A 25,893-nucleotide genomic window follows, 5' to 3' on the forward strand; every position below is an offset into this window, starting at 1 on the left:
TACTCTCGGGCCACCATGGCCGAACTGAACCGTCCGACGGACCCTGAGACGAGTATGGCTGCCGCGCTGGATGCGACAGCCGCTGCCCTGCTGGGCATCTGGGAGTCTGCCCGGGAAGGGACCGCCAACCGCGTGTCCGGCGCCCAGTTGCGCGCGGTGATGGTGGTGGAACAGTACGACGGAATCAACCTGCGTCGGCTCGCCACCCGACTCGACATGCTGCTCAGCTCCGCCAGCCGTCTCTGCGACCGGCTGGTCGCCGCCGGCATGCTGGAGCGTGAGCCGGGCCGTTTCGATCGGCGGGAGATCTCGCTGCACCTCACCCCGGAGGCTCGCCGGCTCGTCGCCGAGCTGCGGGCCGACCGCCAGGGCCAACTCGCCGCCGTGCTGGGCGGGATGAGTCGGGAGGGCCGCGACGCGCTGCTGCGCGGGATGCGGGAGTTCGACGAGACCGCCCGCCGCCAGCAGGCGAAGCACGCGCCGGCGTCGGATGAGTCGACGGACCAGGGAGACTGGCCGGACGGCCCGGACCGGCCCGGTGGGCGGTCGGGGGACTGGTCGGGCGATTCGGGCCGGCAGACCCGAACGGGGTGGACGGGTTCGTCGGGCGGCCCGGAGCGATCGGTCGGCAGCACCAGGGAGTGGCCGGCCGGCGACCCGCCGGTGGCGCGTACCGCCTGATCGAGCCGGCCGGGCGGTCGCCCGCCGGTCATGCCGAAGCGCCCACGGCCAGCATCGCGATGTCGTCGTGGGCCTGCCCGCCCGCCCAGTCGTCGACGGCGCGGAGCACCCGGTCGATCAGCGCCGCCGGCGGTTGCCCGGCCGCCGCCACGAGCGCGGCCCGCAGCCGGGCCTCGCCGAACATCGCCGCGTCGCGCGGGTCGCGCGCCTCGGTCACCCCATCGGTGTACGCGAGCAGCAGATCGCCCGGATCGAGGTGCACCCGGCTCTCGGCGAAGCGTGCGGCCGTCAGCGCCCCCACCGGCATGCCACCGACCGGGACCGGGGTGACGGTGCCGTCGGCGGTGACCAGCAGTGGCGCCGGATGACCTCCGCCGGCGACGCGAAGGTCCAGCCCGGTCGGCCCCCGGTCCAGGGAACCGAGCAACAGGGTGGTGAACTGGTTGCGCCGTGCCGCGTCCGGCGCGTCGAACAGCGCCTGGTTGAGCAGGTGGATCAGCTTCAGCGGGCGGTGCTCCACCAGCCGCAGCGTCTGCAACGACTGGCGGACCCGGCCGGTCAGCACCGCCGCGCCCACACCCTTGCCGCAGACGTCGCCGAGCGCGAACAGGGCGCCGCCCGGGTGCGGAAACACCTCGTAGAAGTCGCCGCCGATGCGGAGGGTGTCGCCCGCTGCCCGGTAGCCGCCGGCCAGGCTCACGCCGGGCACGGCGGGCAGCTCGGGCGGGAGCAGACTGGTTTGCAGCACCCGGGCCAGGTGAGCCTGCTCGCCGTGCACGTCGGCGATGGCCAGCGCGGCACCCGCGCGGGTGGCGAACTCCCGGGCCAGCTCCACGTCGCGCCGGTCGAAGCCGGCCCGCCCGGACCGACGGATGAGCAGCAGCGCACCGGCCGACCCGCTGGCGCTGAGAAGCGGACTGACCAGCATCATGCCCGGGGGGCCGAACCCGGGCGGCAGCAGGTCGGCCAGGTCGGTGATCGGGGCGTCCGGCCAGGGGCCCGGTTCGGCCCGGTCGCCGGCCAGCGCTTCGGCCAGCCCGGGCACGGAGCCGGTCAGCGCGGGGCTGGCCAGCCCGGTGATCGGGGCCGGCTCGCCGTCGGCGTACCGGATCCATCGGGGGTGCGGCTCGGCCGGCGCTGTCGGTCGGGGCAGTGCGACGGCGACGTCGGCGAGGTAGGGAACGGCGAGCGTGGTGGTGGCAAGGAGGACCTGGTCGCGGTGCAGGGCCAGCGCCAGCCGACTGCCGGCCTGGGCGAGGAACGCGGTGCGGGAGCGTTCGACGAGCAGGGCGTCGGCGCGGGCGTGCTCCTCGGTGACGTCGCGGACGTACCACGCCCACCGGGAGCCGGCGAGTTGCCGTCGGACGCCGCGCAGTCGCCTGCCGTGGTGGTCGGCGTCGAAGTGGTCAGCGCCGCCGGCGACAGCCCGGGCCAGTGCCGCCACCGAGCACCCGGCCAGCTCGGTGCCGGCGTCGATCTCCGGGATCAACTCGGCAGCCATGGCGTTGACCAGGGTGACCCGACCGGCCTCGTCCGTCGTCAGCACGGCCTCGGCGAGCCCGTCGAGCAACTCCCGGGCCAACCGCTCGTCGGCCGGCAACGGGGTGCCGCCGGGTCGCTGGGTCGTGGTCACCGCCGGACGCCGGCTCGCGTCTGACGACGTGTGCGCATGCTGCTTCTCGACTCCTCACCGGGATCGTTGCCTGATAGCAAGGGTACCGATTCCCCCCGACAGCGATGCACGGCGCGGGGTGGCGATCAGCCGGCGCGGGCCAGCCAGCCGGCGGGCTGGGCGACGATCCGGCGGGCCACCGAGCCGGCCGCGCCTACCGCGGCGGCCTCCGCGCCGAGCGTCGACGGACGGACCGTGACCGGTGACCAGGCCGCGGTGAGCACCCGGGCACCGATCTCGGCGAGGACCGGGGGACACAGCCAGGGCGCGAGCGCCGCGTAACCGCCACCGAGCACCACGGTGTCCAGGTCGAGCAGATTGACGACGCCGGCCACCGCTACGCCGAGTGCCGTTCCGGCGTCGCGCAGCGCCCGTAGAGCGTCGGCGTCGCCGGCCTCGGCCAACTCGGCCAACCGGGCCGTCGCGGTGTCTGCGGGAAGCTCCGCCCGGGCCAGCCCGGCGGCGGCCACGATCGCCTCCTGACCGGCGTACTGCTCCAGGCAGCCCTGCCCGCCGCAGCGGCACGGACGGCCCTCGGGGTGCACGGGAAGGTGCCCGATCTCGCCGCTCCACCCGCGTACGCCGCGAAACAGCGCGCCGTCCAGCACGATGCCGGCACCGATGCCCACCTCGCCGGAAATGTGCAGGAAGCTGGATGTGCCGGTGGGCTGCGAGTGCAGCTCGCCGAGCGCCGCGAGGTTGGCCTCGTTGTCCACCACGAGTGCGGGGATGCCGGGCACCTGCTCGATCAGCGGAGGGTGTTCGGCGAGCAGCGCCGGCACCGGCACGTCATGCCAGCCGAGGTTCGGCGCGAGCCGGACCAGCCCGGCGTCGTCCACCAGGCCGGGCACCGCCAGGGCGGCCCCGACCAGGGTGAGGCCGCGCCGGGCGGCGTCCTCGCGGGCTGCCCCGGCCATCTCGACAAGGCGGGCCAGGGCGTCGGCGGGGGCGACCGGGCGCAGGTCGGCCCGGTGCACGGTGCGGTGCCGGACCTGGCCGGCGAGGTCCACCACGCAGACCGCCAGGTAGTCCACGTTGACCTCCAGCCCGAGCCCGGCCGGCCCCTGATCGGCCAGGACCAGTCCGCGCGCCGGGCGGCCGGCACCCGAGCGGGGCGCGGGGTCGGACTCACTGACCAGCTGGCCGGCGAGCAGGTCCTCGACCACCGCGGACACGGTGGCTCTGGTCAGGCCGGTGGCGGTCGCCAGGTCGGCCCGGGAGGGAGGTCGGTCGGCCGCGGCGATCCGGCCGAGGACCAGGGCGAGGTTGAGCTCGCGCAGGCTGCCCTGACGGACAGCGCCGGCCGGGGCGTGGGTGAGGCTCACCCCTTGACAGTGCCATAGGGTGGGCAAATAATTCAATCGCTGAACAAATAGCGGACAACACCACCCCGGAGGTTGCTCATGGCACCCCGTCCCACCCCCGCCGACAAGTTCTCCTTCGGGCTCTGGACCGTGGGCTGGCAGGCCCGCGACCCGTTCGGTGACGCCACCCGTCCCGAGCTCGACGCGGTCGAGGCAGTGCACCGGCTCGCCGAGCTGGGCGCGTACGGCATCACCTTCCACGACGACGACCTGATCCCGTTCGGCGTCGACGCGGCCACCCGGGACCAGCACATCGCCCGGTTCCGCAAGGCCCTCGACGAGACCGGCCTGGTGGTGCCGATGGTCACCACCAACCTCTTCACCCACCCGATCTTCAAGGACGGCGGCTTCACCAGCAACGACCGCGACGTCCGCCGGTACGCGCTGCGCAAGGTGCTGCGTCAGGTCGACCTGGCCGCCGAGCTGGGTGCCAGCACGTTCGTCATGTGGGGTGGCCGCGAGGGCTCCGAGTACGACCTCGCCAAGGACGTCCAGGCCGCCCTGGACCGCTACCGCGAGGCCGTCAACCTGCTCACCCAGTACTCCATCGACAAGGGCTACAACCTGCGGTTCGCCCTGGAGCCCAAGCCCAACGAGCCGCGCGGCGACATCCTGCTGCCCACCATCGGGCACGCGCTCGGCTTCATCTCGCAGTTGGAGCACTCCGAGCTGGTCGGCCTCAACCCGGAGGTCGGCCACGAGCAGATGGCCGGGCTCAACTACGCCCACGGCATCGCCCAGGCGCTCTGGCAGGGCAAGCTGTTCCACCTGGACCTCAACGGCCAGCGCGGCATCAAGTACGACCAGGACCTGGTCTTCGGCCACGGTGACCTGATGAACGCGTTCGCCCTGGTGGACCTCCTGGAGAACGGCGGCCCCAACGGCGGTCCGGCCTACGACGGCCCCCGGCACTTCGACTACAAGCCGTCCCGCACCGAGGACATGGACGGCGTGTGGGCCTCCGCGGCGGCCAACATGAGCACCTACCTGCTGCTCAAGGAGCGCGCAGCGGCGTTCCGCGCCGACCCCGAGGTGGTCGAGGCGCTCGCCGCCAGCAAGGTCGGCGAGCTGAGCACGCCGACGCTCGGCGACGGCGAGGGCTACGAGGAGCTCCTTGCCGACCGGTCCGCGTTCGAGGACGTCGACGTCGACGCGGTGGCCGCCCGGGGCTTCGCCTTCGTCCGGCTCAACCAGCTCGCCGTCGAGCACCTGCTCGGCGCCCGCTGAGGCCCCGCCATGCCGTTGGTCGCGGGCGTCGACTCGTCCACCCAGTCCTGCAAGGTGGTGATCCGGGACGCGGAAACCGGCGCCCTGCTCCGGCAGGGCCGGGCACCGCACCCGGACGGCACGGAGGTCGACCCGGAAGCCTGGTGGCAGGCACTGCGTAGCGCCGCCGACCAGGCCGGCGGGTTGGCCGACGTGGCGGCGATCTCCGTCGCCGGCCAGCAGCACGGCATGGTGTGTCTCGACGAGGATTGCCGGGTGGTCCGCCCGGCGCTGCTGTGGAACGACACCCGGTCCGCCGACGCCGCCGCCGACCTCATCGAGGAGGCCGGCGGCGGCTCGGCCGGGAGTCGGTTCTGGGCGGAGGCCACCGGCAGCGTTCCGGTGGCCAGCTTCACCCTCACCAAGCTGCGCTGGCTGGCCACGCACGAGCCGGAGCGGGCAGCCCGGGTGGCGGCCGTCTGCCTGCCGCACGACTGGCTGACCTGGCGGCTGGCCGGAGCACCGGGGCTGGACGCGCTGCGTACCGACCGGGGTGATGCCAGCGGCACCAGCTACTGGTCGCCGGCCACCGGGCAGTACCGGCTGGACCTGCTGGAGCGGGGCTTCGGCCGGCGGTTGGTGCTGCCCGAGGTGCTCGGTCCGGCGGATTCGGCGGGAAAGCTGTCCGACGTACTGGGTGGGCCGGGCGGGGCCCTGCTGGGCGCGGGCACCGGGGACAACGCCGCCGCCGCGCTCGGTGTCGGCGCCGGGCCCGGTGACGTGATCGTCTCGATCGGCACCTCCGGCACCGTGTTCAGCGTCGCCGACGTGCCCGCCGCTGACGAGAGTGGTGCGGTGGCGGGCTTCGCCGACGCGTCCGGTCGCTTCCTGCCGCTGGTCGCCACGCTCAACGCGGCCCGGGTGCTGGACGCCGCCGCGGCGATGCTCGGCGTCAACCTGGACGAGCTGGCCGAGCTGGCGCTCTCCGCGCCAGCCGGGGCGGACGGGCTGGTCATGGTGCCCTACCTGGAGGGTGAGCGGACGCCGAACCGACCGCTCGCCACCGGTGCGGTGCACGGCCTGACCCTGCGTACGTCGACCCCCGCGCACCTGGCGCGGGCCGCCGTGGAGGGCATGCTCTGCGCGCTCGCCGACGGGTTGGACGCGCTGACCGCGCAGGGCGCTACCGCTCGCCGGGTCATTCTGATCGGCGGTGGGGCCCGGTCGGCCGCGGTGCGGCAGATCGCCCCGCAGGTCTTCGGCTGCCCGGTCGTCGTCCCGCCGGCCGGGGAGTACGTCGCCGACGGTGCCGCCCGCCAGGCCGCCTGGGTCGCCCTCGGCGGCGACGCGCCGCCGGTCTGGGCGGTCGAGGGCACCGAGGAGTACGCGGCGGCGGCCGTCCCCGCGGTGCGCGACCAGTACGCCGCGGCCCGCGGGTTGGTGCTCGACCGGCGCTGACCGTGGGGATCGACGCGCGGGTGGGTGCCGGTCGACGGTGACCGGCACCCACCCGCGTGACGACGTCCTGCACGCGGTCTGGTTGGCTGCCGGTCATGACGGTGACCAGTGGCGGGCCCGGCCTGCGCCCGCATGGTCGGGGCGGTGGGCGGGCGCACCGGTTGTACAGCGTGGTGGTGTTCGTGCTGCTCGCCTCGCTGGACAACGTGGCGATCGGGCTGGTCCCCCCGCTGTACGGCCCGATCTCCGACGCGTTCGACGTGTCCGGTCGGCTGCTCGGCGTGGTCACCGCGGTCAGCTTCCTGGTCAGCGCGGTCGCGGCGGTCGGCTGGGCGTACGTCGGTGACCACACCAACCGTAAACCGCTGCTCATGGTGGGCACCCTGCTCTGGGCGGCGGGCACCGGCGGCAGCGCGCTCGCCGGCGGCTACCTGACGTTCCTGGCCGCGCAACTGGTCGCGGCGGTCGGTCTCGGCGCGGTCGGCTCGGTGGGTTTCTCCGTGGTGACCGACCTGATCTCGCCGACCCGACGCGGGCTGGTGATGAGCTTCTGGGGGCTCTCCCAGGGGGTCGGCACCCTCGCGGGGACTCTCCTCGGCGGGCTGCTCGGGGCTGCCGACTGGCGTCGGCCGTTCCTGCTGTTGACCGGCGTCGGCCTCGTCGCCACGGTGGCCTACCTGTTCACGTACGACGTCCGGCGTGGCCAGAGCGAGCCGGAACTGGCCGGCAGGTTGGACGCCGGCGCCGAGTACGACTACCGGATCAGCCGCGCCGACCTGCCGCGCATCCTGGCTCGGCGGACCAACCGGTGGCTGATCCTGCAGGGTCTGACCGCGCAGGCCGCGTTCGGCTCGTTGGTCTGGCTGCCGGTGCTGTTCGCCGAACGGGCCGAGGCCCAGGGCTATTCCACGTCGACAGCTGTGGTGGTGGGCAGCGTCTTCGCCACGCTGTTCCAGCTCGGTGGGGTGCTGTCCATCGTGGGCGGGCTGATCGGTGACGCCGTGCAACGGCGTACCCCGCGGGGGCGGGCACTCGTCGCCTCGATCGGCATCCTCGCCGCGCTGCCGTTCTACCTGGTGTTGTTCTTCGTGCCGGTGACCATCGACGTGCCGGACGGCGCGAGCGGCGGCGCGGTGGTGGGTGCGGTACTGGCCAGTGTGTTCACCGAGCCGTCGGTCGGGCTGAGCCTGCTCACCGCCGTCGTGGCGCTCGCGTTGACCTCGGCCAACTCGCCGAACTGGTTCGCGTTGATCGCCGACGTCAACCCACCGGAGCACCGGGGTACTGTCTACAGCCTGGGCAACCTGGTGAACGGGGTCGGTCGCGCCGCCGGGAACGGGCTGGTCGGGGTGGCCTTCCAGGCGCTGCGAGCGGCGTTCCCGCCACCGCTGAACTTCGCCGTCGGGCTGGCCGCGTTCCAGCTCTTCTTCATCCCGACGGGGGTCATGTACTGGCTCGCCTCGCGAACCTCACCGGCGGACATCGACAACGTGCACGACCTGCTGCACACCCGGGCCGACCGCCTCTGACCGCCGACCTACTCTCCCTGATCCGCGCAACATCAGGGAAAGTGCTGCCTTGGGCGAGCGTGAGGGGCCAACATCCCTGATGTTGCGCGGATCTTGGCCCCTCACGGCGTTTGGATCAGCCTCGCAGCCAGACGGTGACGTCGGCCGGGAGCGCACCGTCGTCGTCCAGGGGCGCGCTGGCGGCGAGCACCTCGGCGTTGGCCGGCACCGGCACCGGGGCGGCACCGAAGTTGGTCAGCACGGTCAGCTCACCGTTGCGGAAGCTCAGCACGTCGTCGCCCGAGGACAACCACTCCAGGGTGCCGCGACCCAGCCCGTGGGCACGGCGCAACCGCAACGCCGTGCGGTACAGCTCGTACGTCGAACCGGGCACGTCGCGCTGGCGGTCCAGCGCGTACTCCGCCCAGAGCGCGGGCTGCGGCAACCAGCTCGCGTCGGTCGGCCCGAAGCCGTACGACGGGGCGTCGGCCTCCCACGGGATCGGCACCCGGCAGCCGTCCCGGCCGCGCTGGGTGTGCCCGCTGCGTGCCCAGGTCGGGTCCTGCCGGGCCTCGTCGGGCAGGGTGGTGTGCTCGGGCAGCCCCAGCTCCTCACCCTGGTAGAGGTACGCCGAGCCGGGCAGCGCCAGCATCAGCAGGGTGGCCGCCCGGGCCCGGCGCAGACCGAGTGCGGCGTCCGGCTGCGGGTCGCCGATGCCGATGCCGTTGGGGCGTACGGTGCCGATCGGCAGGCCGAGCCGGGAGGCGTGCCGCACCACGTCGTGGTTGGACAGCACCCAGGTGGTCGGTGCGCCGACCGAGTCGGTCGCCTCCAACGAACGGGTGATCACCGCGTACTGCGCCGGTGCGCTCCACGCGGCGAGCAGGTACTCGAAGTTGAACGCCTGGTGCATCTCGTCCGGGCGGACGTAGCGGGCCAGCCGCTCGGCCGGTTCCACCCAGGCCTCGGCGACCAGCACCCGCTCGCCGGGGTAGCTGTCCAACACCTGCCGCCACTGCCGGTAGATCTCGTGCACGCCGTCCTGGTCCCACATCGGCGGGCGGGGCTTGTCGATCTCGTTGCCGGAGAGGATCTCCTGCGGCTCCTGCCAGTCGGCCAGGTCGGCCTGCTTGATGAGGCCGTGCGCGACGTCGACCCGGAAGCCGTCCACCCCGCGGTCCAACCAGAAGCGCAGCACGTCCAGGAACTCCGCGTGCACCTCCGGGTTGTCCCAGTTGAGGTCCGGCTGCCCGGTGTCGAACAGGTGCAGGTACCACTGGCCGGGCTGTCCGTCGGCGTCGACTGTCCGGGTCCAGGCCGGACCACCGAAGACGCTCTGCCAGTCGTTCGGCGGCTGGTCGCCGGCCGGACCACGGCCGTCCCGGAAGACGTACCGCGACCGTTCCGCGCTGCCGGGCGCGGCCGGCAGCGCGGCCTGGAACCAGCGGTGCGCCGACGAGGTGTGGTTCGGAACCAGGTCGACGATCACGCGCAGGTTGCGGGCCCGGGCCTCGGCGATCAGCTTGTCAGCGTCGGCGAGGGTGCCGAACAGCGGGTCGATGTCGCGGTAGTCGGCCACGTCGTAGCCGGCGTCGGCCTGCGGCGAGGGGTAGAAGGGGGAGAGCCACACCGCGTCCACGCCCAGCTCGACCAGGTGGTCGAGGCGGGCGGTGATGCCGGGCAGGTCACCGATTCCGTCCCCGTCCGAGTCGGCGAACGAGCGGGGGTAGATCTGGTAGATGGCGGCCTCGGTCCACCAGCCGGTGGCCGGGGGACCGGAGGGGATCTGCTGCGTCGAGTCGGTGTTCAGGGTCGTCTCCCGTGTTGCGGTGTGTGGACTTCAGTGTGCCCGGGGTGGTGCTGTCGAATCCCGGACCACCAACCGGGTGGGCAGGACCACCGGAGTGTCGCAACCGGCACCCCGTTGACTGACGATGGGCCCCGGAGGCCGGGCCCCGAGCGGGTCGAGCAACATCTGGGCGGCCAGCCGGCCCTGCTCGGCAGCGGGCTGGGCGACGGTGCTGAGCCCGAGCACACCGGCCAGGTCGTGGTCGTCGATGCCGACCACGCTGACGTCCTGCGGCACCCGCAGCCCGACGTCGCGCAGGGCGGTCATCGCGCCCATCGCCATCTCGTCGCAGGCGGCGACGATCGCGGTCGGTGGCTCGCCGCGGGCCAGCAACTCGGCGGTGGCCCGGTTGCCACCGTCGATGGTGAAGGTGGACTCGATGTCCAGGGTGGGGTCGGGTCGCAGGCCCGCGGAGCGCAGCGCCGCCTGGTAACCCCGGCGTCGGTCGAGGTGGGTGGTGAAGGCCAACTCGTCGTCCGGGTCGCCGGAGATGTGGGCGATCCGGTGATGGCCGAGGTCGATCAGATGCTTGGTCGCGACCCGCGCGGCCGCCACGTCGTCGATCCGTACGCACGGCCAGTTGGGCACCCTGCTGCCCGAGCTGATGGTGACGCCGGGCAGTTCCAGCGTGGCCAGCGCGGTCAGGTCGGCCGGACGCAGCGGTGTGGCGACCAGCATCATGGCGTCCACCCGCTTGTGCAGGTTGGCCGTCCGCAGGACCCGCTGGCGGACCTGCTCCCGGCCGCCCAGGTTGTAGAGCAGCAGGTCGTAGCCGGACTGGTGGAGGTACTCCTCGACCGCCTCGACGACGGTGCTGAAGAACCAGCGGGTGATCCGGGGGACCACCACCGCTACCGTGCCGGTCCGGCCCCCGGCGAGCCGGGACGCGCTCGGCGAGACCTCGTAGTCGAGTTGCTCGGCGGCGGCGAGCACCCGGCGCCGGGTGGCGGCCGAGACCGTCGGTAGTCCGCGCAGCGCCCGCGAGACGGTGGCCGTGGAGACTCCGGCCAGCCGGGCCACATCATCGATCCTCGTCACGGTTTCCCCCGCTCGGTGCCCGGAGCGCCCGCCGCCGCCCGAGGGGCCAGGCGGCGGCGGGCGCGCGGGTCAGCCCTTGACGCTGCCGGCGAGCAGACCTCGCACGAAGAAGCGCTGCAGGGACAGGAACACGATGAGGGGTACGACGATGCTGACGAACGCACCGGCGGTCAGGCGCTGCCACTCGTTGCCCCGGGTGCCGGCCATCTCGGCGAGCCGGACCGTCAGCGGAGCGGTCTCGTCACCGCCACCCGCGAAGATCAGCGCGACCAGCAGGTCGTTCCAGACCCAGAGGAACTGGAAGATGCCGAACGCCGCCAGCGCCGGGGTGATCAGCGGCAGCACGATGGTGCGGAAGATCTTCGGGTGGGTGGCCCCGTCGACCCGGGCCGCCTCCATCAGGTCCCCCGGCAGTTGCGAGATGAAGTTGTGCAGCAGGAAGACGGCGAACGGCAGCGCGAAGCAGGTGTGGGCGAACCACACCTGGGCGAACTTCTGCTCGTCGACCAGGTCCCAGGCCGGCATCAGAGTGACGCCGCCGAGGCTGACCCCGGTGGAGAAGAACCTCAGCAGCGGTACCAGGGCCATCTGCAACGGCACGATCTGCAACGCGAAGATCGCGATGTAGACCCAGTCCCGGCCGCGGAAGTTGATCCACGCCAGCGCGTACGCGGCGAGGCACGCGAAGGCGAGCGGGAAGAGCACCGACGGGATGGTGATCGCCAGCGAGTTGATGAAGGAGCCGGCGAGCTGCCCGGAGGACGACGAGCGCCCGAACAGGACCTGCTCGTAGTTCTCGAAGGTGAACTGCGGGTTGGTGAAGGCCGTCCACCAGCCGGTGGTCTTGATCTCGTCCTCCGGCCGGAGGGAGGACACGAGCAGGCCGAAGGTCGGGATGGTCCAGACCACCGCGATGACGATCGAGACGAGCGTCGCGGTGCGGCTGTTCAACCGCTTGCGGACCCGGCCGGCCGTGGTGGTCGGGGTGCCGTCGGTCTTCTGGGTGCCGGCGGCGACGGTGGGCGTTGCGGTGGTCATCTCAGCCCTCCCGCTGTTGACGGAGGTTACGGATCTGGTAGATCACGACCGGGATGACCAGGAGGAAGAGGAAGACCGCGAGCGCGGAACCCCGCCCGTTCTCGCTGTACCGGAACGCCTGGTTGTACATCTCGTTGGCGATCACGCTGGTGTCGTAGTTGCCGTTCGTCGAGGTCCGGACGATGTCGAAGACCTTGAGCGTGGCGATCGTGAGGGTCACCATCACGACGATCAGCGCCGGTCGGATGCTCGGCATGGTGATCTGCCAGAACATCTGCCACGGGCTGACACCGTCGAGCCGGGCGGCCTCGACGATGTCGCCGGGGATCGCCTTGATCGCGGCGGAGAGCACCACCATGGCGAAGCCGGCCTGGATCCAGACCATGATGACGATCAGCAGCAGCGTGTTCAGCGGCGATTCGAGCAGCCACTGCTTGGGCTCACCGCCCAGGCTGACCACGATCTGATTGAGCAGACCGATCTGGTCGCCCTCACCCCGGTAGGCGTAGACGAACTTCCAGATGATGCTGGCGCCGACGAAGGAGATGGCCATCGGGAGGAAGATCAGTGACTTGGCCACGGCCTCGAAGCGGGCCTTGTCCACCAGGACGGCGTAGATCAGGCCGAAACCGGTCGCTACCAGCGGGACCAGGAGCACCCAGATCAGGGTGTTGATCAGGACCCGGACGATCGCGTCGTCGGAGAACATCCAGCCGAAGTTGTCCAACCCCACCCACTCCGTGCTGGTCCTGTTCATCAGGGAGAGCAGCACGGTGCGGATGGCCGGCACGACCAGACCGATGGTGAGTAGCAGCAGCGTCGGCAGCAGGAAGAAGAGCGCGAAGATCCCCTCCCGCTGCTTGGGTCGACGGGGAAGTGGAGCACCACTAACCGAGGCAGCGACGAGCTGCGCCTCCCGTCGCCGGGCGAACCAGGCCGGCACCACGTCGAGCAGCAGTAGGAGACCACCCACCACCAGCACGAAGGCGACCAGCCCGTACATCAGCATGAGGAGCTTCGGCTGCTGATCGGCGAAGTCGAACTCCATCAACCCTCCCTTCCGGGTCCACCTCGGCCGGTGGCCCGGCCCGCGTCAGCGGACCGGGCCACCGCCGGGGATCACTTAGGCCAGCTGCTCTCGATGCCCTGGAGCACCGGGGCGGTCGCCTTGCCGTTCAGCCACTCGACCATGCCCTTCCAGAACGTTCCCGCGCCGACGGCGGCCGGCATCAGGTCGGATCCGTCGAAGCGGAAGGTGCCCGTCTTGTCCTGAAGGATCTGGACGGAGAGCTTGTCGATCGGGCTGGCGACGTTGGTGATGTCCAGCTTGTTGTTCGCCGTGACCCAGTTGCCGAGCTTCGCGCGGCTGTTCACGTACTCCGCCGAGACGAGGTAGGTCTGCACGGCCTGGACCTCGGGACGGTCGGCGTAGCCGACGACGAACTCGCCAGCGCCCAGCACCGGCTTGCCCTTGGCCGGGTCGATGGCCGGGAGGTAGAAGGCGAACGCGTCGCCGTCCTCGGCCACCTTGGTGCCCTCGGGGAACTGGTTGGCGTAGAACGACGCCTGTCGGTGCATCGCGCACTTGCCGGTGGTCACCGGCAGGCCCGCCTCCTGGAAGGCGGTGGTGGTGATGCTCTTGACGCCGCCGAAGCCGCCGTTCATGTACTTGTCGTTCTTGAGGATGCTGCCGGCCCGGTCGACCGCGTCGACGATCTTCGGGTCGTTGAACGGGATGGTGTGGGTGGTCCACTGGTCGTAGACCTCGGGGCCGCCCGTCCGCAGCAGCACGTCCTCGATCCAGTCGGTGGCCGGCCAGCCGGTGGCGTCACCGGACTCGACGCCCGCGCACCACGGCTTGATGCCGCTGGCGGCGATCTTGTCGCTCAGGGCGATGAGCTGGTCCCAGGTGGTCGGAACCTCCCAGCCCTTCTCCTTGAACGTCTTCGGCGAGTACCAGACGAAGGACTTCACGTTGGCGCCGAGCGGCACGCCGTAGAGCGTCCCGTTGACGGTGCCGTACTTCAGCCAGTCGGCCGGCATGTTCTGCTCGGCGAGGGCCTTGGTGTCGGCGCTCAGGTTCTTCAGCTTGCCGGCGTCCGCGAAGCGCTTCACCAGGCCCGGCTGGGGCACGAAGGCGATGTCGGGGGCGTTGCCACCGTCGACCCGGACCGGGAGCTGCGCCTCGAACTCGCCGCTGCCCTCGTAGTCGATCTCGATGCCGGTGCAGTCCTCGAACGTCTTCCAGGAGTTCCTGAGCAGGTCGGCCTCGGCGTCACGGATGGACGCGTAGATGGAGACCTTCTTGCCGTCGTGGCCCTCGTACTTGTCGTATGCGGCGCACTCCGCGGAACCCGCTTTGCTGCTCTTCTTGTCGTCGCCGGTACCGCAGGCGGTGGCGCTGAGCGCCAGCCCGACTACACCGGCGATCACGAAGGCCTGGCGTGGTCTGGTAAAGACCGCCATGCCGTCCTCCTTCCTAGCCGGCGCGGTCGTGCTGGTGACCCGTCGCCGGTCCGATTGGGCGTGCACACATGTAAGCGCTTGCATCCGGCCCGGTCCACCCCCTGTCAGACACGAGCGAGTAACAATCCGGAAACCTGCGGGCTGCCTGGTGGGCGCGCGTCCGGGACAAGCTGAGGACTCTTTCGAAGATTGACGATATCTGTCAGGCTGGCCCCACCAGATCGAAGGTTTTCGACATAGGAGGAGCTGTATGCGAAAGCGGTGGATCAGCCTGTTGGTGACGGGTCTCCTCGTCGGGGGAGCGCTGGTGCCGGCGACCCCGGCCCTGGCCGCGCCGACCTTCAGGGTGCCGTTCCCGTGCGGGCAGTCCTGGTCCGGGCAGACCCGGTCGGACCACAGCCCGGCGTACGCCGTCGACTTCAACCGCACCGACGACCAGGGCGACCCGGTGGTGGCGAGCGCCCCCGGCACCGTCGACCGGGTGACCGACCTCGGCGGCACCAGCTACGGCAAGTACGTCCGAATCAACCACGGGGGCGGTTACAGCACGTACTACGCCCACCTCAGCGGCTTCAACGTCTCCGTCGGGCAGACTGTCGGGTACGGCAAGGTGCTCGGCTGGGTCGGCAGCACCGGCGGATCGACAGGCCCCCACCTGCACTACGAGCAGCGCCTCAACGGCGCCGACATCCAGGTCCGCTTCAATGGCACCCTCGCGCTGTACTGGGGCACCAAGAGCTACACCAGTAACAACGGGTGCTCCTCGGGCAGCGGCAACGGCACCGTCGACACCAGCGGCACGCCACTGACCGTCCGCTCCGGCCCCGGCACGGGGTACGCCTCGGTGGGCACCGTCGCCGACGGCACCCGGGTGACGATCGCCTGCCAGACCAGTGGCACCACGGTCACCGGCACGTACGGCACCAGCTCGATCTGGGACCGGATCGGCTCCGGCCGCTACATCGCCGACGCGTACGTGTACACCGGCTCCGACGGCTACATCCCGGGAGTGCCCCGCTGCTGACCCGGTGACTGTCACGGTCCCCGGCGGGCGTCGCCGCCGGGGACCGTGCGGTCAGTTGTTGAGCTGCCAGATCGCCAGGTTCAACGCGGCGGCGAAGGTGACCCAGGCCCAGTACGGCAGCAGCAGCGCCGTCGCCACCCGGGACACCCGGGCGAACAGCACCACGGTCAGGCCGATCGCCAGCCACATCAGCACGATCTCGGCGAACGCGAGACCGTACTGCCCGGCGCCGAAGAACAGCGGGGTCCAGATCGCGTTGAGCACCAGTTGGGCGGTCCACGCCCAGAGGGCGGGGGAGAAGCCGACCCGGCGCCACACCAGCCAGCCGGCCACCGCGATCAGCGCGTAGAGCAATGACCAGACCGGGCCGAAGAGCCACGAGGGCGGGGCCCAGCCGGGCTGCCGCAGGTTCGCGTACTCCCCGGTGGTGCCCTGCACGCCCAGGCCGCCGATCGCGGCCGCGACGAAGACCGCCGCCGCGAAACCGGCGAGGGCCCACCACGCCCGCCGCCCGGAGGCCGCCGGCGCGTCCTGAGACATCTCCATGGTCGAGATATTTCCCCTCGGGGTCGGCTCAAACCGCCGAGCGGAAGGAGGGCGGTTCACCGGGCCGGCAGCCACAAAAAAGCGCCGGGATCGCCGCGGCCGGTGCTTCTGTCGGGAGGACGAAGCTCCGGTCGCGGCGACCCCGACGGGTCCCGGTGTTAGAGGTACGAGCGCTAATTGAAGATGCTGACACCACCCGGGCCGACCAACAGCCCGACAACGATGAGGACGATGCCCCACAGGATCTGCCGGCGGAACAGCGCGAGGATGCCGGCGACCACGAGTACGACTGCGAGAATCCAGAGAATCAGCTCCATGACCTCTGACTACCCGACTGGCCGATCGGGGAAACCTGGTCGGTGTCGAGTTGATCGCCAACGTGAAAGACGCTGTACGCCTGCTTGATCACCGGGTGCGCGACGTTGCGGACGCGTACCCCGCCGGGGGTCGTGCCGCGCTCGGTGCCGGCGTGCGCGTGCCCGTGCACGGCCAGCGCCGTGGGCGCCGAGTCGATCGCCTGCCCCAGCTGGTACGACCCCAGGAAGGGGTAGATCTCCAACGGCTCGCCGGCGAGCGTGTCCGGCACCGGCGAGTAGTGGGTGAGCGCGACCAGCATGTCGCAGTCCAGCGAGCGCAGCGCCGCACCGAGACGGTCCGCGCTCTCGGTGGTGGTCCGTACGAAGGCCTTCATCTCCGGCTCGCCGAAGTCGCTGGCGCACCGTCCGGCGAACCCGCCGCCGAAGCCCTTGACGCCGGCGATGCCGAGCCGGCCACCCGCGCAGTCCAGCACGACGCCGTTGCCCTCCAGCACCGTGATGCCCGCGTCCTCCAGCACCTTGACCACCTGTGGCACCTGGTCACACTGGTGGTCGTGGTTGCCGAGCACGGTCACCACCGGTACGGCCAAGCCGCCGAACTCCTCCGCCACGCAGCGCGCCTCGGCCTCGGTGCCGTGCCGGGTCAGGTCCCCGGCCAACAGCAGCACGTCGGCGCACTCCGGCAACTCCTCCAGCGCCGGTCGGAACCGGCCGACCACGTCCTCGTCCAGATGCACGTCGCCCACAGCGGCAATCCGGATCACCATGGAACCTCCCTCAGGGCAGTTGCTCGATCTCCGTGGGCGCTTGGGCGCGGATCACCCCGATGTCGCTGGTGACAGGCACGTCCGGGAAGCGCTCGGACACCCGACGCAGGATCTCGTCCCGTCGGTGCGGACTCTCCACCTCGCCGTAGAGCACGAGGGCGCGTTCCCGTCGAACCACTGTGATCCCCTGTTCGGCGACGGCGGGGTCCTCGACGAGCAGCCGTTGGATCTCCGCCTCGACGTACTCGTCGGGTGGCCCGGTGTCGATGTCGCGATGGTGGGTCACGATGTCCCCTCTCCTGGCTGGGTGCCGGCGGCCGACACCACCTCCAGCCGGTCCAGCAGCACCAGGAACGCCTCGGCGTACGGCGAGTGCTGCGTCTCCTTGCGTACCCGTTCCCAGTCGATCTGCTCCCGCAGTGAGCGGGCCAGCGGCAGACCGCGGGCGAAGTCGCAGTAGTGCTGGGAGAAGCTGAGCAGTTTGTGCACCATCAGCTGGGTCGCGGACAGCACCGGCATGCGAATCGCGTCCACCGGTCGGACGACGGTGTCGGCGAACGTCTCCTCGGTGACCGGAGTCTCGATCGGCCGGTGGATCAGGTCCACCATCCGGCCGTCGTCGAAGACCTTCACCAGCCAGTCCTCCGGCGGACGCTCCGCGACGAAACCGGCGGCCACCAGGGCCTCCAGTGCCTCTTCCACGTCGGCCTCCCGGATCAGGAAGTCGACGTCGTGATCGCTGGAGTGCCCCCCGTGGGCGTAGACCGCGAAGCTGCCGCCCAGGGCGAACGGAATCTCGGACTGCTTGAGCACGGCGGCGACCTTCTTGAGGGTGTGCACCAGACTCTCGTCTCCGCGCTCAGCCATCTGGTTCCTCCGTCGTCGTGTTGGTGGACCGGCGGTTGGATTTCGAACTCCGGTACCCGGCATTCCGGTCGTCCACACCTGCTGGTGTCTCGGTCGGGCGTCAACAGGGATGAAGCACCACAAACCTCGCGGACCATGTGCGTGAGTCGGATAACCTGTGGAGGGTGGCCAGATCATCGGGGATGCGACGACGCAAGGCCCGATTGCGCACCGTCGCCCTGATCGGGATCGACGGTTCGGGTAAGACCACGCAGGCGCACCGGCTGGCTGACGCGCTGACCGCCGCCGGACGCCCCGCCACCTACCGCCGCAACGCCAGTGGCCGCCGCTGGCTCGGTCGGATCGCCCAACGCCTCGGCCGTCCGGACGCGCAGCGGCTCGTCGGTCGCGACGGCGTGCTGGCCGTGGAGTCGGTACTGCGCTGGCTGGCCATCGCCATCGCCCTGATCAGCTGCCTGCTCACCGGCCGGACGGCGGTCATGGACCGCTACTCGGCCTGCCAGTACGCGAGCATCCGGGCGCACGGCGGGCAGCGCTGGGAACGGCTCGCCCGGGCCGGCTACCGGCTGTTCCCGACGCCGCAGGTGACCTTCCTGCTCGCCGTCGACCCGGCGGAGGCGTACCGGCGTATCGAGGAACGCGGCACCGACCACGAGACGATGGGGTGGTTGACCGCCGCCGACACCGCCTACCGGGCACTGCCCGAGTACCCCAGCTTCGTGCTGGTGGACGCGGGCCGCCCGGCCGAGGAGGTGACCGAGCAGATCCAGGCGCACCTGGAGACCTGGCTACCGCCGTCCGCCTCGGGCGGAGAGGACCTCGGCCCGGTGGTGGCTCAGGCCCGCCCGTAGACCGGCACTGTGGCGCCACTGGTCGGGGCGGAGTCCGCCGACGCGAGGAACCGGATCACCGGCGCGATCTCGGCCGGGGTGACCCAGCGGGAATGGTCGGCGTCGGGCTGGGCGGCCCGGTTCGCCGGGGTGTCGATGACGCTGGGCAGCACCGTGTTGCAGCGCACGTTCTGCGAGCGGTACTCCACCGCTACCGCGTTGGCGAAGGCCAGCACCGCCGCCTTGGCCGTCGAGTAGCCGGCCGCGCCGCGGAACGGGGTGACTGCCGCGCGGGCCGAGACGCAGACCACCGCGCCGCCGCCGGACGTCACCAGGTGCGGGAGCGCGGCCTGGGTGACCAGATAGGTCGGCCGCAGGTTGACGGTGAGCATCCGCTCGAACTCCTCGACCGGCGTCTCGTGCACCAACCCGCCGCTGGCGTACCCACCGACGAGGTTGACCACCGCGCGCAGCGGCGCCGCCGGTTCGCCGGCAGCGGCCTCGACCGCCTGCGCCGCGCCCGCCGCCTCGCCCAGGTCCGCGACCACGCGGACCAGTCCGGCCACCGCCGGCTCCGACCCGGGCCGGGCTTTCCGCTCGGGTACGACCACCCGCCAGCCCGCCTCGACGAACGCGGTGACGACCGCCCCGCCGAGCCCGCCGGAACCCCCGGTCACCAACACGCTGCGCTCTCCCATAAGCCCCACGCTAGTGCCCCCGCCCTCTTCGAGCCCCTCCGTCGATCATGAAGTTGTTGCCGTGACACGCCGATCCGAGGGGCAACAACTTCATGATCGCGGTCTGCCGTCGGCAGATTGGTTGGGTTGTTCGGACCTCGGGGGCGCAGGATCGGCGGATGCGGATCCTCATTCTCGGTGGCACCCGGTTCCTCGGTCGGGCCACGGCGCAGCTCGCCGTCGAACAGGGGCACGAGGTGACCTGTGCGGCCCGGGGCGTGTCCGGCGCGGTGCCGGCCGGGGCGCGGTTCGTGGCGGCCGACCGGGATGATCCCGATTCGCTCGTCCCGCTCGTCGCCGCGGGCTTCGACGCCGTGGTCGACGTGACCCGCCAGATCAGCCACGCCCGGCACGCGCTCGCCGCGCTCGCCGACCATGTCGGCCACTGGTCGTTCGTGTCGACGATCTCGGTGTACGCGGATCACACCACCCCGGGCCAGACCGCTGCGGACGCGCCGATCCTGGCGCCCGCCCCGCCGAACGTGGACGGTCCCATCGGCCCGGACCACCGCTGGTACGGCGAGTGCAAGGTGAGCATTGAGGAGCTGGTCCGGGCGCGGGTGGGCGTGGACCGTTCGTTCATCTGCCGGGCGGGGCTGATCGTCGGCGCGGAGGATCCGAGCGACCGTTTTCCGTACTGGGTGCGGCGGCTGTCGGCCGGTGGCGAGGTGCTGGCCCCCGGGCGTCCGACCGATCGGGTGCAGTTCGTGGACGTCGCCGATCTGGCGCGTTGGTTGCTGCACGCCGCCGGCACCGGCCTCGGCGGCACGTACGACGGCTCCGGTCCGGCGATGTCCCGGGCCGACCTGTTGGCGGGGGTGGCCGCCGGGCTGGGCGTCGCCGATCCGGCCCTCACCTGGGTCGACCAGGAGTTCCTGCTCTCCCACGACGTACGCGAGTGGTCGGGGGAGCGGGCGCTGCCGCTCTGGGTGCGACTGCCGGAGACCGCCGGCCTGATGGACCGGGACGTCCGGCCGGCCCTGGACGCCGGTCTGACCGTCCGTCCGCTGGCCGATACCGTTCGGGCGACGGCGTCGTGGATGGCCGCACACCCGGCGGCCGTCCGGCAGGGTGGACTCGACCCGGCGGATGAGGCGGCGATCCTGGGGAAGTGGCAGGCTGTGCGGGACCGGTGATCCCGGCGATCGAAGTTTCCCCCACGTCGGACAGTCATAGTTGACGCTCACGCTTGGTGAAAGTAAGTTTCATCCGTGGCGAAGAGTCCGAAGATTTCTGCGAGTCACGAGCCCGGTGGGCTGATCGTCCACATCAGCGGGCTGTTGCCATCGCTGTCGCCCGCCGAGCAGCGGGTCGCCCGGCTGGTCGTCTCCGACCCGGCGGCCGCCGCCCGGCGGACAATCACCGACCTCGCCACCGCAGCCGAGACTTCCGAGGCGACGGTCATCCGGTTCTGCCGTTCGGTGGGCATGGACGGTTACCCCCAACTGCGCATCCGCCTCGCCGCCGAGGCCGCCCGCCGGATCGAACCACCGGACGCCCGCGTCGTCGGCGGCGACATCCCGCCCGGTGCCGACCTCGCCCAGATCATCGCCACCATCGCGTTCAACGACGCCCGCGCCGTCGAGGAGACCGCCGAGCAACTCGACCCCGCCGTCTGCGAGCAGGTGGTCGAGGCGATCAGCGGTGCCGCTCGGATCGACATCTACGGCGCCGGCGCCAGCGGGTTCGTCGCCTCGGACTTCCAGCAGAAGCTGCACCGCATCGGCCGGATCGCCTTCTACTTCCCGGACGTGCACACCGCGCTGACGTCGGCCGCCCTCCTGGGCCGGGGAGACGTGGCGATCGGCATCTCGCACACCGGCACCACCTCCGACGTGATCGAGGTGCTGGAGCAGGCCCGTACCCGCGGTGCCGTGACAGTGGCGCTGACCAACTTTCCGCGTTCGCCGATCACCGACGTGGCGGACTTCGTGTTGACCACGGCGGCCCGGGAGACCACCTACCGCTCCGGCGCGACGGCCAGCCGGCTGGCCCAGCTCACAGTGGTCGACTGCCTCTTCGTCGGGGTGGCCGCCCGCAACCGAGCCCGGGCCCGCAAGGCCCTGGAGGCGACCGCCGAGGCGGTCCAGTCGCACCGGGTGGGTGCCAACCGGAGGCGGGCATGACGGCCGGTGCGGAGATGCCCGCACGGCCCGCTCGCCCCACGGTCCGGGTGGGTGCCCCCACCGAACGGCGTAACCCGCTCAGCGTCGACCTCGACCTGATGTCGACGCGGGACGTGCTCACCGTGATCAACGAGGCGGACCGGCGGGTGCCCGCAGCGGTCGCCGCGGTGCTCGACGAGATCGCCACCACCGTCGACCTGGCTGTCGCGGCGCTACGCGGCGGCCACCGGGTGCACTACTTCGGGGCCGGCACCTCCGGCCGCCTGGGCGTGCTCGACGCGGCCGAACTGGCCCCCACCTTCAACTCGCCCCGACACTGGTTCTGCGCACACCTCGCGGGAGGCCCGGACGCCATGTGGCGGGCCGTCGAGGACGCCGAGGACGACGACCGGGGCGGCGCGGTCGAAGCTGCCAGTTGTGTACGGGCCGGGGACCTGGTGGTCGGTCTGGCGGCCAGCGGACGCACCCCGTACGTCCTCGGGGCGCTGTCCGCAGCCCGCGGCAAGGGTGCCTCGACGGTGTTGCTCTGCGCCAATCCGGAGGCGGAGGCCGCCCGGTCGGTCGACGTGTTCATCGGGGTGGACACCGGACCCGAGGTGGTCACCGGGTCGACCCGGATGAAGGCGGGCACAGCGCAGAAACTGGTGCTCAACACGTTCTCGACCGCCGTCATGGTGCGTCTGGGCCGGGTCTACTCGAACCTCATGATCGATATGGTGGCCACCAACGCGAAACTTCGCGGACGAATGATCTCGATTCTGGTCGAGGCCACCGGTTGCTCGGAGGAGCTTTCCCAGCAGGCCCTCACCGACGCCGACGGCGACCTGAAGACGGCGCTCGTCGCCCTTGTCTCGGGTGCCGAGATCGACGCTGCCCGGGCCGCGCTGGCCCGCTCGGCCGACCAGGTGCGCGGCGCCCTCGCCCTGCTCGCCTCATAGCGCCCCCGTCCCCCGGGAAGCGAATGGGCCCTCGGATTGTTCATCTGGCCGGGGGGTAATAACACCCCCGTGAATGAACCGACCGGCTCACCCGTGCGTATCTGGCAGTGACCAGGATCGCATCGTGGTGGTGATCCGGGTCGCTGTGCCCCCGCGACGGGCGGTGTTGCCATGGTGCGGTAATCCGTACGTGGTGCCCAGTGGCGAGCCACCCGACGGGTGCTGACAGCAAACATGGACCGTGCTCTCAGCTACTACTCAGGCATTCGTGACACTTTCGACTCACGACGAGGAATCCCCGACACGTCTCATCTGTTGTGTAGGTGTCAGCACCGATGGGCACAGCAGAAGTTACCAGGGGCTGACAGGTGTGGGGAATGGCAAGGAACCGGGCAACCGGCGCGAGCGAGGGGACCGTGGGCAACGTGGACAAGAACATCGGCATGCGAACCGACGAGGTTGCCGAGGAGCGCGACCTGGTCGGCGTCTACCTGCACGAGATCTCCCGGACGCCACTGCTGGACGCCGCCAAGGAGGTCGATCTCTCCAAGGCGATCGAGGCCGGCCTCTACGCCGAGCACCTGCTCGGTGAGGAAGCCGTTCCCGCCGGTGTCGACCGGGCCGACCTGGAATGGCTGGTCGTCGAGGGCGAGCGGGCGAAGGACCTCTTCATCCGCGCCAACCTCCGACTGGTCGTGTCGATCGCCCGGCGCTACGTGCGCTCGGGGATGCCCATGCTGGACCTGATCCAGGAGGGCAACACCGGCCTCGTCCGGGCGGTCGAGAAGTTCGACTACGAACGCGGCTACAAGTTCTCCACCTACGCCACCTGGTGGATCCGGCAGGCGATCAGCCGGGCGATCGCCCAGCAGGAGCGCACCGTCCGTCTGCCGGTGCACCTGGTGGAGGACGTCAACCGGATGCGCAACGTGGCCCGGCAGCTGACCCGTGAGTTGGGCAGCGACCCGGAGCCGGAGCAGATCGCCAACGCCCTCGGCGTCACCGTCGAGCGGGTGAACGAGCTGCGCCGCTGGTCGCAGGACACCGTTTCGCTGGACACCCCGGTGGGCGACGACGGCGACACGAACCTCGGTGACCTGGTCGCCGACAGTGACGCGCCGTCGCCGGAGGACATCGTTCTCAGCGGCCTGGAGCGGCAGCGCATCGAGGGGCTGCTCAACCACCTCGACGATCGTTCCGCCGGCATCATGCGGGCCCGCTACGGGCTGGAGGACGGCCGGGAGCACTCGCTCACCGAGGTCGCGTCACGGTTCTCGCTGTCCCGCGAGCGGATCCGGCAACTGGAGATCCAGGCGCTGGGCCGGCTCCGTGAGCTGGCCCGGGCGGAGGGGCTGCAGGCGGCCTGACCTGGTAGTAATGACGGCGAGCGGCCGGCGTCCGATAGGGGGACGCCGGCCGTTCGCCGTCCATTGACAGTGGTTAGCGGACCCGGCCGTAACCGTGGATGGACATCATGTTCATGCCACGCTTGAGCACGTTGCGACCGGCGCTGGGCGCGTCGATCACCTGACCGTCGCCGACGTAGAGGGCGACGTGCCCGAGCCCGCTGTAGAAGATCAGGTCGCCGGGGCGTAGCTCGCCCCGCCCGATGTGGGCGACAGCGCTCCACTGCATCCGGGCGCTGTGCGGCAGCGACTTGCCGGCTGCCCGCCAGGACGCCAGGGTCAGCCCGGAGCAGTCGTAGCCGTCCGGCCCTTCGCCCGCCCACTTGTACGGCTTGCCGATCGCCCCGAACGCGTAACGCACCGCTGTTCCGGCAGCACCGGACACGGCGGGCACGTTCCTTGCCTCGGCCGTCGCTGCCTTGGGCTCAGGTCGCTCAGTGGCGGCCCCGTACGCCTGCCGGCGCAGCTCGTACAGCTTGGCCAGGTCCTGTTCGATCTGCTTCTTGGCCGTGGCGAGCTGACGGGCCTGTGCGGCCTGCCGGGTCAAGGTCGTGCTCAGGCGGGCCTTCTCGTCGAGCAGCTGCCGCTGGTCGGTGGTGAAGCCGGAGATGCGCTCCTGCCGCTGGCGGGTCAACTGCTCGATCGTGCCGAGCCGGTCCAGCAGCGCAGCCGAGCCGCCCGCGCGCAGCAGGGCGTCCGCGGTGCGCAGACCGCCACTCTTGTACGCGGTGGAGGCGATCTCGGCCACGTCGGCCCGGCTCTGCTCGACCTGCTGTTCGAGCGGGCCGATGCGGGTCTGTAATCGGGCCACGGCGGCCTCGTTTGTCTTGATCTCCTCACGCAACTTGTTGTACGACTCGACGACCCGCTCCAACTCGGCCGAGGATGTCTCGATCCGGCGGGTCAGGTCGGCGGGGGACGGCTCGGCCTGGGCCACCGCCGTCGGGGCGATCAGCGCGGCCGACATGCCGACCAGCGCCACGGTGCGCAGCAGATTTCTCAGGGATGACAAGAGCGGAAGGCCCCTCTCCCACGGCCGCCGGGGCTGCTGACGCCCTCGACGACACCGGCCGGGGCCACCCGGGCGGACGGCACTGGGCCGGACCGGCTCGCCCAACCTAACCCGAGACGGATGTGACTCGCAGTTGAAGCAGGGGCGAAAGTTGGGAGAGTTGCGGGTCGGGCCGGTGGGCTGGGTGTCGCCATCGTGGCTGATGACACCTGCGAACGAGGGAACATCGCCCTTTTCGCCGCTTATTGACAGATATATGACTTTCGTCGTTCCGGGCTTATGCCGCCGGATTCCTGGTGGCCATAACCGATAAAAGCTGAAATGGATGCGGTTTCTCGGCGATCTCACCCGGTCGGGGTGAGCTGTCGGGACCCGGTAAATGCCCAGGTCGACTGGCGGTGCCGCAACACAATGAAGTCCGGAGCCGGGAATCCCGTCGGCAGGCAGCGATGACTGTCGCCAGCAGGCCCACTCGGCCAACCGTCCCCTTCGGGAGGAACCGTGAATCGTGAAGGCGCAAAGACGCGACCGCCGCGAACGGTGCCGGGCGCCCGGTCGACCCTGCTGTACGCGCGGCCCGGCATCATCGTGACCGTCGACCGGTTCACCATCGGCCGGAACAGTTACCGGGTCGCCGACCTGACCCATCTGCGTACCACCCGGGGCCCGCACGACCGGATCGCCGTCCGGGCCGTGGTCATCACCGCCAGCATGCTCGGTGGTGTGGGGGTGCTTCTCGGCTTCACCGGCGGTCTGCACCGCCTCACCGCCGGGGCGTACCTGATCCTCGGCGCTGTGCTCCTGCTCCCGGCCGCTCTCGCCCTGGTCGGCGACCGCTGGCGCCCACCGCCACACGAACTGTGGGGGTGGTACCAAGGCTCGGAGGTGCTGCTGTTCAGCGCCGACGACGAACGGCAGTTCGGCCAGGTCACCCGGGCGCTGTTGCGGGCCCGGGAGGTCAACCGCTACGGCAGTTGGGTCGACCCGATCGCCGAAGCGGACCCGTGGCGGCCCAACCGCTGATGCGGCGCGACCGGCGTGAA

25 protein-coding genes are annotated in these 25,893 nt (G+C 71.1%); 11 read left to right on the top strand and 14 right to left on the bottom strand.

From position 1 onward, the window contains the following. Positions 1-54: 54 nt before the first annotated feature. A complete protein-coding gene (locus ACGF3C_RS10160; RefSeq protein ID WP_357224312.1) occupies positions 55-681 on the top strand; it encodes a MarR family transcriptional regulator in 627 nt (208 codons plus the stop codon). 28 nt (positions 682-709) lie between these two features. On the opposite strand, the gene ACGF3C_RS10165 is transcribed toward ACGF3C_RS10160, so the two are convergent. Continuing rightward, positions 710-2,314 (bottom strand): SpoIIE family protein phosphatase, encoded by a 1,605-nt coding sequence (locus tag ACGF3C_RS10165; RefSeq protein WP_393220530.1) that lies wholly within the window; start codon positions 2,312-2,314, stop codon positions 710-712. A 125-nt stretch (positions 2,315-2,439) separates the two neighbouring features. Then, the gene (locus ACGF3C_RS10170; RefSeq protein WP_393220533.1) at positions 2,440-3,678 is read right to left on the bottom strand and encodes an ROK family protein; all 1,239 of its coding nucleotides are present in this window, start codon (positions 3,676-3,678) and stop codon (positions 2,440-2,442) included. Positions 3,679-3,756: 78 nt separating this feature from the next. On the opposite strand from ACGF3C_RS10170, the gene xylA reads away from it, so the two are divergent. From xylA to ACGF3C_RS10185, 3 genes are all read left to right on the top strand, one after another. Continuing rightward, entirely contained in the window at positions 3,757-4,944 is a 1,188-nt protein-coding gene (xylA, locus tag ACGF3C_RS10175; protein WP_357235303.1) for a xylose isomerase, read from the top strand. Positions 4,945-4,953: 9 nt separating this feature from the next. After that, positions 4,954-6,381, top strand: a complete 1,428-nt coding sequence (gene xylB / locus ACGF3C_RS10180; protein ID WP_393220537.1) for a xylulokinase — start codon at positions 4,954-4,956, stop codon at positions 6,379-6,381. A gap of 95 nt (positions 6,382-6,476) precedes the next feature. After that, positions 6,477-7,910, top strand: a complete 1,434-nt coding sequence (locus ACGF3C_RS10185; protein ID WP_357233089.1) for an MFS transporter — start codon at positions 6,477-6,479, stop codon at positions 7,908-7,910. Between the two features lie 115 nt (positions 7,911-8,025). Here ACGF3C_RS10185 and ACGF3C_RS10190 read toward each other — a convergent pair whose 3' ends face one another. The 5 genes from ACGF3C_RS10190 to ACGF3C_RS10210 all read right to left on the bottom strand — a co-directional run bounded on the left by ACGF3C_RS10190 (position 8,026) and on the right by ACGF3C_RS10210 (position 14,280). Next, positions 8,026-9,699: a glycoside hydrolase family 13 protein gene (locus tag ACGF3C_RS10190; protein ID WP_393220799.1), complete on the bottom strand. Its 1,674-nt coding sequence runs from the start codon at positions 9,697-9,699 to the stop codon at positions 8,026-8,028. 30 nt (positions 9,700-9,729) lie between these two features. Further along, complete coding sequence (locus ACGF3C_RS10195; RefSeq protein ID WP_091405707.1) at positions 9,730-10,776, bottom strand: LacI family DNA-binding transcriptional regulator; 1,047 nt, start codon at positions 10,774-10,776, stop codon at positions 9,730-9,732. A gap of 69 nt (positions 10,777-10,845) precedes the next feature. Further along, entirely contained in the window at positions 10,846-11,814 is a 969-nt protein-coding gene (locus tag ACGF3C_RS10200; protein WP_357208069.1) for a carbohydrate ABC transporter permease, read from the bottom strand. Position 11,815: 1 nt separating this feature from the next. After that, on the bottom strand, positions 11,816-12,862 hold the full coding sequence (locus tag ACGF3C_RS10205; protein ID WP_393220542.1) for a carbohydrate ABC transporter permease: 1,047 nt from the start codon (positions 12,860-12,862) through the stop codon (positions 11,816-11,818). Positions 12,863-12,933: 71 nt separating this feature from the next. After that, positions 12,934-14,280: an ABC transporter substrate-binding protein gene (locus tag ACGF3C_RS10210; RefSeq protein WP_393220545.1), complete on the bottom strand. Its 1,347-nt coding sequence runs from the start codon at positions 14,278-14,280 to the stop codon at positions 12,934-12,936. Positions 14,281-14,530: 250 nt separating this feature from the next. Here ACGF3C_RS10210 and ACGF3C_RS10215 point away from each other — a divergent pair, with 250 nt between their 5' ends. Next, complete coding sequence (locus ACGF3C_RS10215) at positions 14,531-15,304, top strand: peptidoglycan DD-metalloendopeptidase family protein (protein WP_357234316.1); 774 nt, start codon at positions 14,531-14,533, stop codon at positions 15,302-15,304. Positions 15,305-15,355: 51 nt separating this feature from the next. Here the strand turns inward: ACGF3C_RS10215 and ACGF3C_RS10220 are convergent, their stop codons facing one another. The 5 genes from ACGF3C_RS10220 to ACGF3C_RS10240 all read right to left on the bottom strand — a co-directional run bounded on the left by ACGF3C_RS10220 (position 15,356) and on the right by ACGF3C_RS10240 (position 17,801). Continuing rightward, positions 15,356-15,850 (bottom strand): TspO/MBR family protein, encoded by a 495-nt coding sequence (locus tag ACGF3C_RS10220; RefSeq protein WP_357234313.1) that lies wholly within the window; start codon positions 15,848-15,850, stop codon positions 15,356-15,358. 173 nt (positions 15,851-16,023) lie between these two features. Then, positions 16,024-16,167 (bottom strand): GPGG-motif small membrane protein, encoded by a 144-nt coding sequence (locus ACGF3C_RS10225; protein WP_007464364.1) that lies wholly within the window; start codon positions 16,165-16,167, stop codon positions 16,024-16,026. Then, positions 16,158-16,934 carry a metallophosphoesterase gene (locus ACGF3C_RS10230; protein WP_112621865.1) on the bottom strand — a complete coding sequence of 259 codons (777 nt, stop codon included), beginning with the start codon at positions 16,932-16,934 and terminating at the stop codon, positions 16,158-16,160. Before ACGF3C_RS10230 ends, ACGF3C_RS10225 begins: the two co-directional genes overlap by 10 nt. 10 nt (positions 16,935-16,944) lie before the next feature. Continuing rightward, positions 16,945-17,220 (bottom strand): hypothetical protein, encoded by a 276-nt coding sequence (locus ACGF3C_RS10235; protein ID WP_355008963.1) that lies wholly within the window; start codon positions 17,218-17,220, stop codon positions 16,945-16,947. Beyond that, positions 17,217-17,801 (bottom strand): nucleotidyltransferase, encoded by a 585-nt coding sequence (locus ACGF3C_RS10240; RefSeq protein WP_387354605.1) that lies wholly within the window; start codon positions 17,799-17,801, stop codon positions 17,217-17,219. Before ACGF3C_RS10240 ends, ACGF3C_RS10235 begins: the two co-directional genes overlap by 4 nt. 182 nt (positions 17,802-17,983) lie before the next feature. On the opposite strand from ACGF3C_RS10240, the gene ACGF3C_RS10245 reads away from it, so the two are divergent. Continuing rightward, a complete protein-coding gene (locus tag ACGF3C_RS10245) occupies positions 17,984-18,652 on the top strand; it encodes a thymidylate kinase (RefSeq protein WP_393220802.1) in 669 nt (222 codons plus the stop codon). Here ACGF3C_RS10245 and ACGF3C_RS10250 read toward each other — a convergent pair. Further along, complete coding sequence (locus tag ACGF3C_RS10250; protein WP_357228894.1) at positions 18,637-19,329, bottom strand: SDR family NAD(P)-dependent oxidoreductase; 693 nt, start codon at positions 19,327-19,329, stop codon at positions 18,637-18,639. The two genes, ACGF3C_RS10245 and ACGF3C_RS10250, sit on opposite strands and share 16 nt — an antisense overlap. Positions 19,330-19,487: 158 nt before the next feature. On the opposite strand from ACGF3C_RS10250, the gene ACGF3C_RS10255 reads away from it, so the two are divergent. From ACGF3C_RS10255 to ACGF3C_RS10270, 4 genes are all read left to right on the top strand, one after another. After that, positions 19,488-20,504, top strand: a complete 1,017-nt coding sequence (locus ACGF3C_RS10255) for an NAD-dependent epimerase/dehydratase family protein (protein WP_393220552.1) — start codon at positions 19,488-19,490, stop codon at positions 20,502-20,504. A 75-nt stretch (positions 20,505-20,579) separates the two neighbouring features. Then, a complete protein-coding gene (locus tag ACGF3C_RS10260; protein ID WP_355008959.1) occupies positions 20,580-21,494 on the top strand; it encodes a MurR/RpiR family transcriptional regulator in 915 nt (304 codons plus the stop codon). Next, entirely contained in the window at positions 21,491-22,432 is a 942-nt protein-coding gene (gene murQ, locus ACGF3C_RS10265; RefSeq protein ID WP_357228899.1) for an N-acetylmuramic acid 6-phosphate etherase, read from the top strand. Before ACGF3C_RS10260 ends, murQ begins: the two co-directional genes overlap by 4 nt. 377 nt (positions 22,433-22,809) lie before the next feature. Beyond that, entirely contained in the window at positions 22,810-23,799 is a 990-nt protein-coding gene (locus tag ACGF3C_RS10270; protein ID WP_091405669.1) for an RNA polymerase sigma factor RpoD/SigA, read from the top strand. 73 nt (positions 23,800-23,872) lie between these two features. Here ACGF3C_RS10270 and ACGF3C_RS10275 read toward each other — a convergent pair whose 3' ends face one another. Then, positions 23,873-24,850 carry an NlpC/P60 family protein gene (locus ACGF3C_RS10275; RefSeq protein WP_357228902.1) on the bottom strand — a complete coding sequence of 326 codons (978 nt, stop codon included), beginning with the start codon at positions 24,848-24,850 and terminating at the stop codon, positions 23,873-23,875. Positions 24,851-25,351: 501 nt separating this feature from the next. On the opposite strand from ACGF3C_RS10275, the gene ACGF3C_RS10280 reads away from it, so the two are divergent. Beyond that, a complete protein-coding gene (locus tag ACGF3C_RS10280; RefSeq protein WP_357228904.1) occupies positions 25,352-25,873 on the top strand; it encodes a DUF6232 family protein in 522 nt (173 codons plus the stop codon). The last annotated feature ends 20 nt before the right edge of the window (positions 25,874-25,893 follow it).

Source organism: Micromonospora sp. NPDC047762, assembly GCF_043204655.1.
Taxonomy (GTDB): Bacteria; Actinomycetota; Actinomycetes; order Mycobacteriales; family Micromonosporaceae; genus Micromonospora.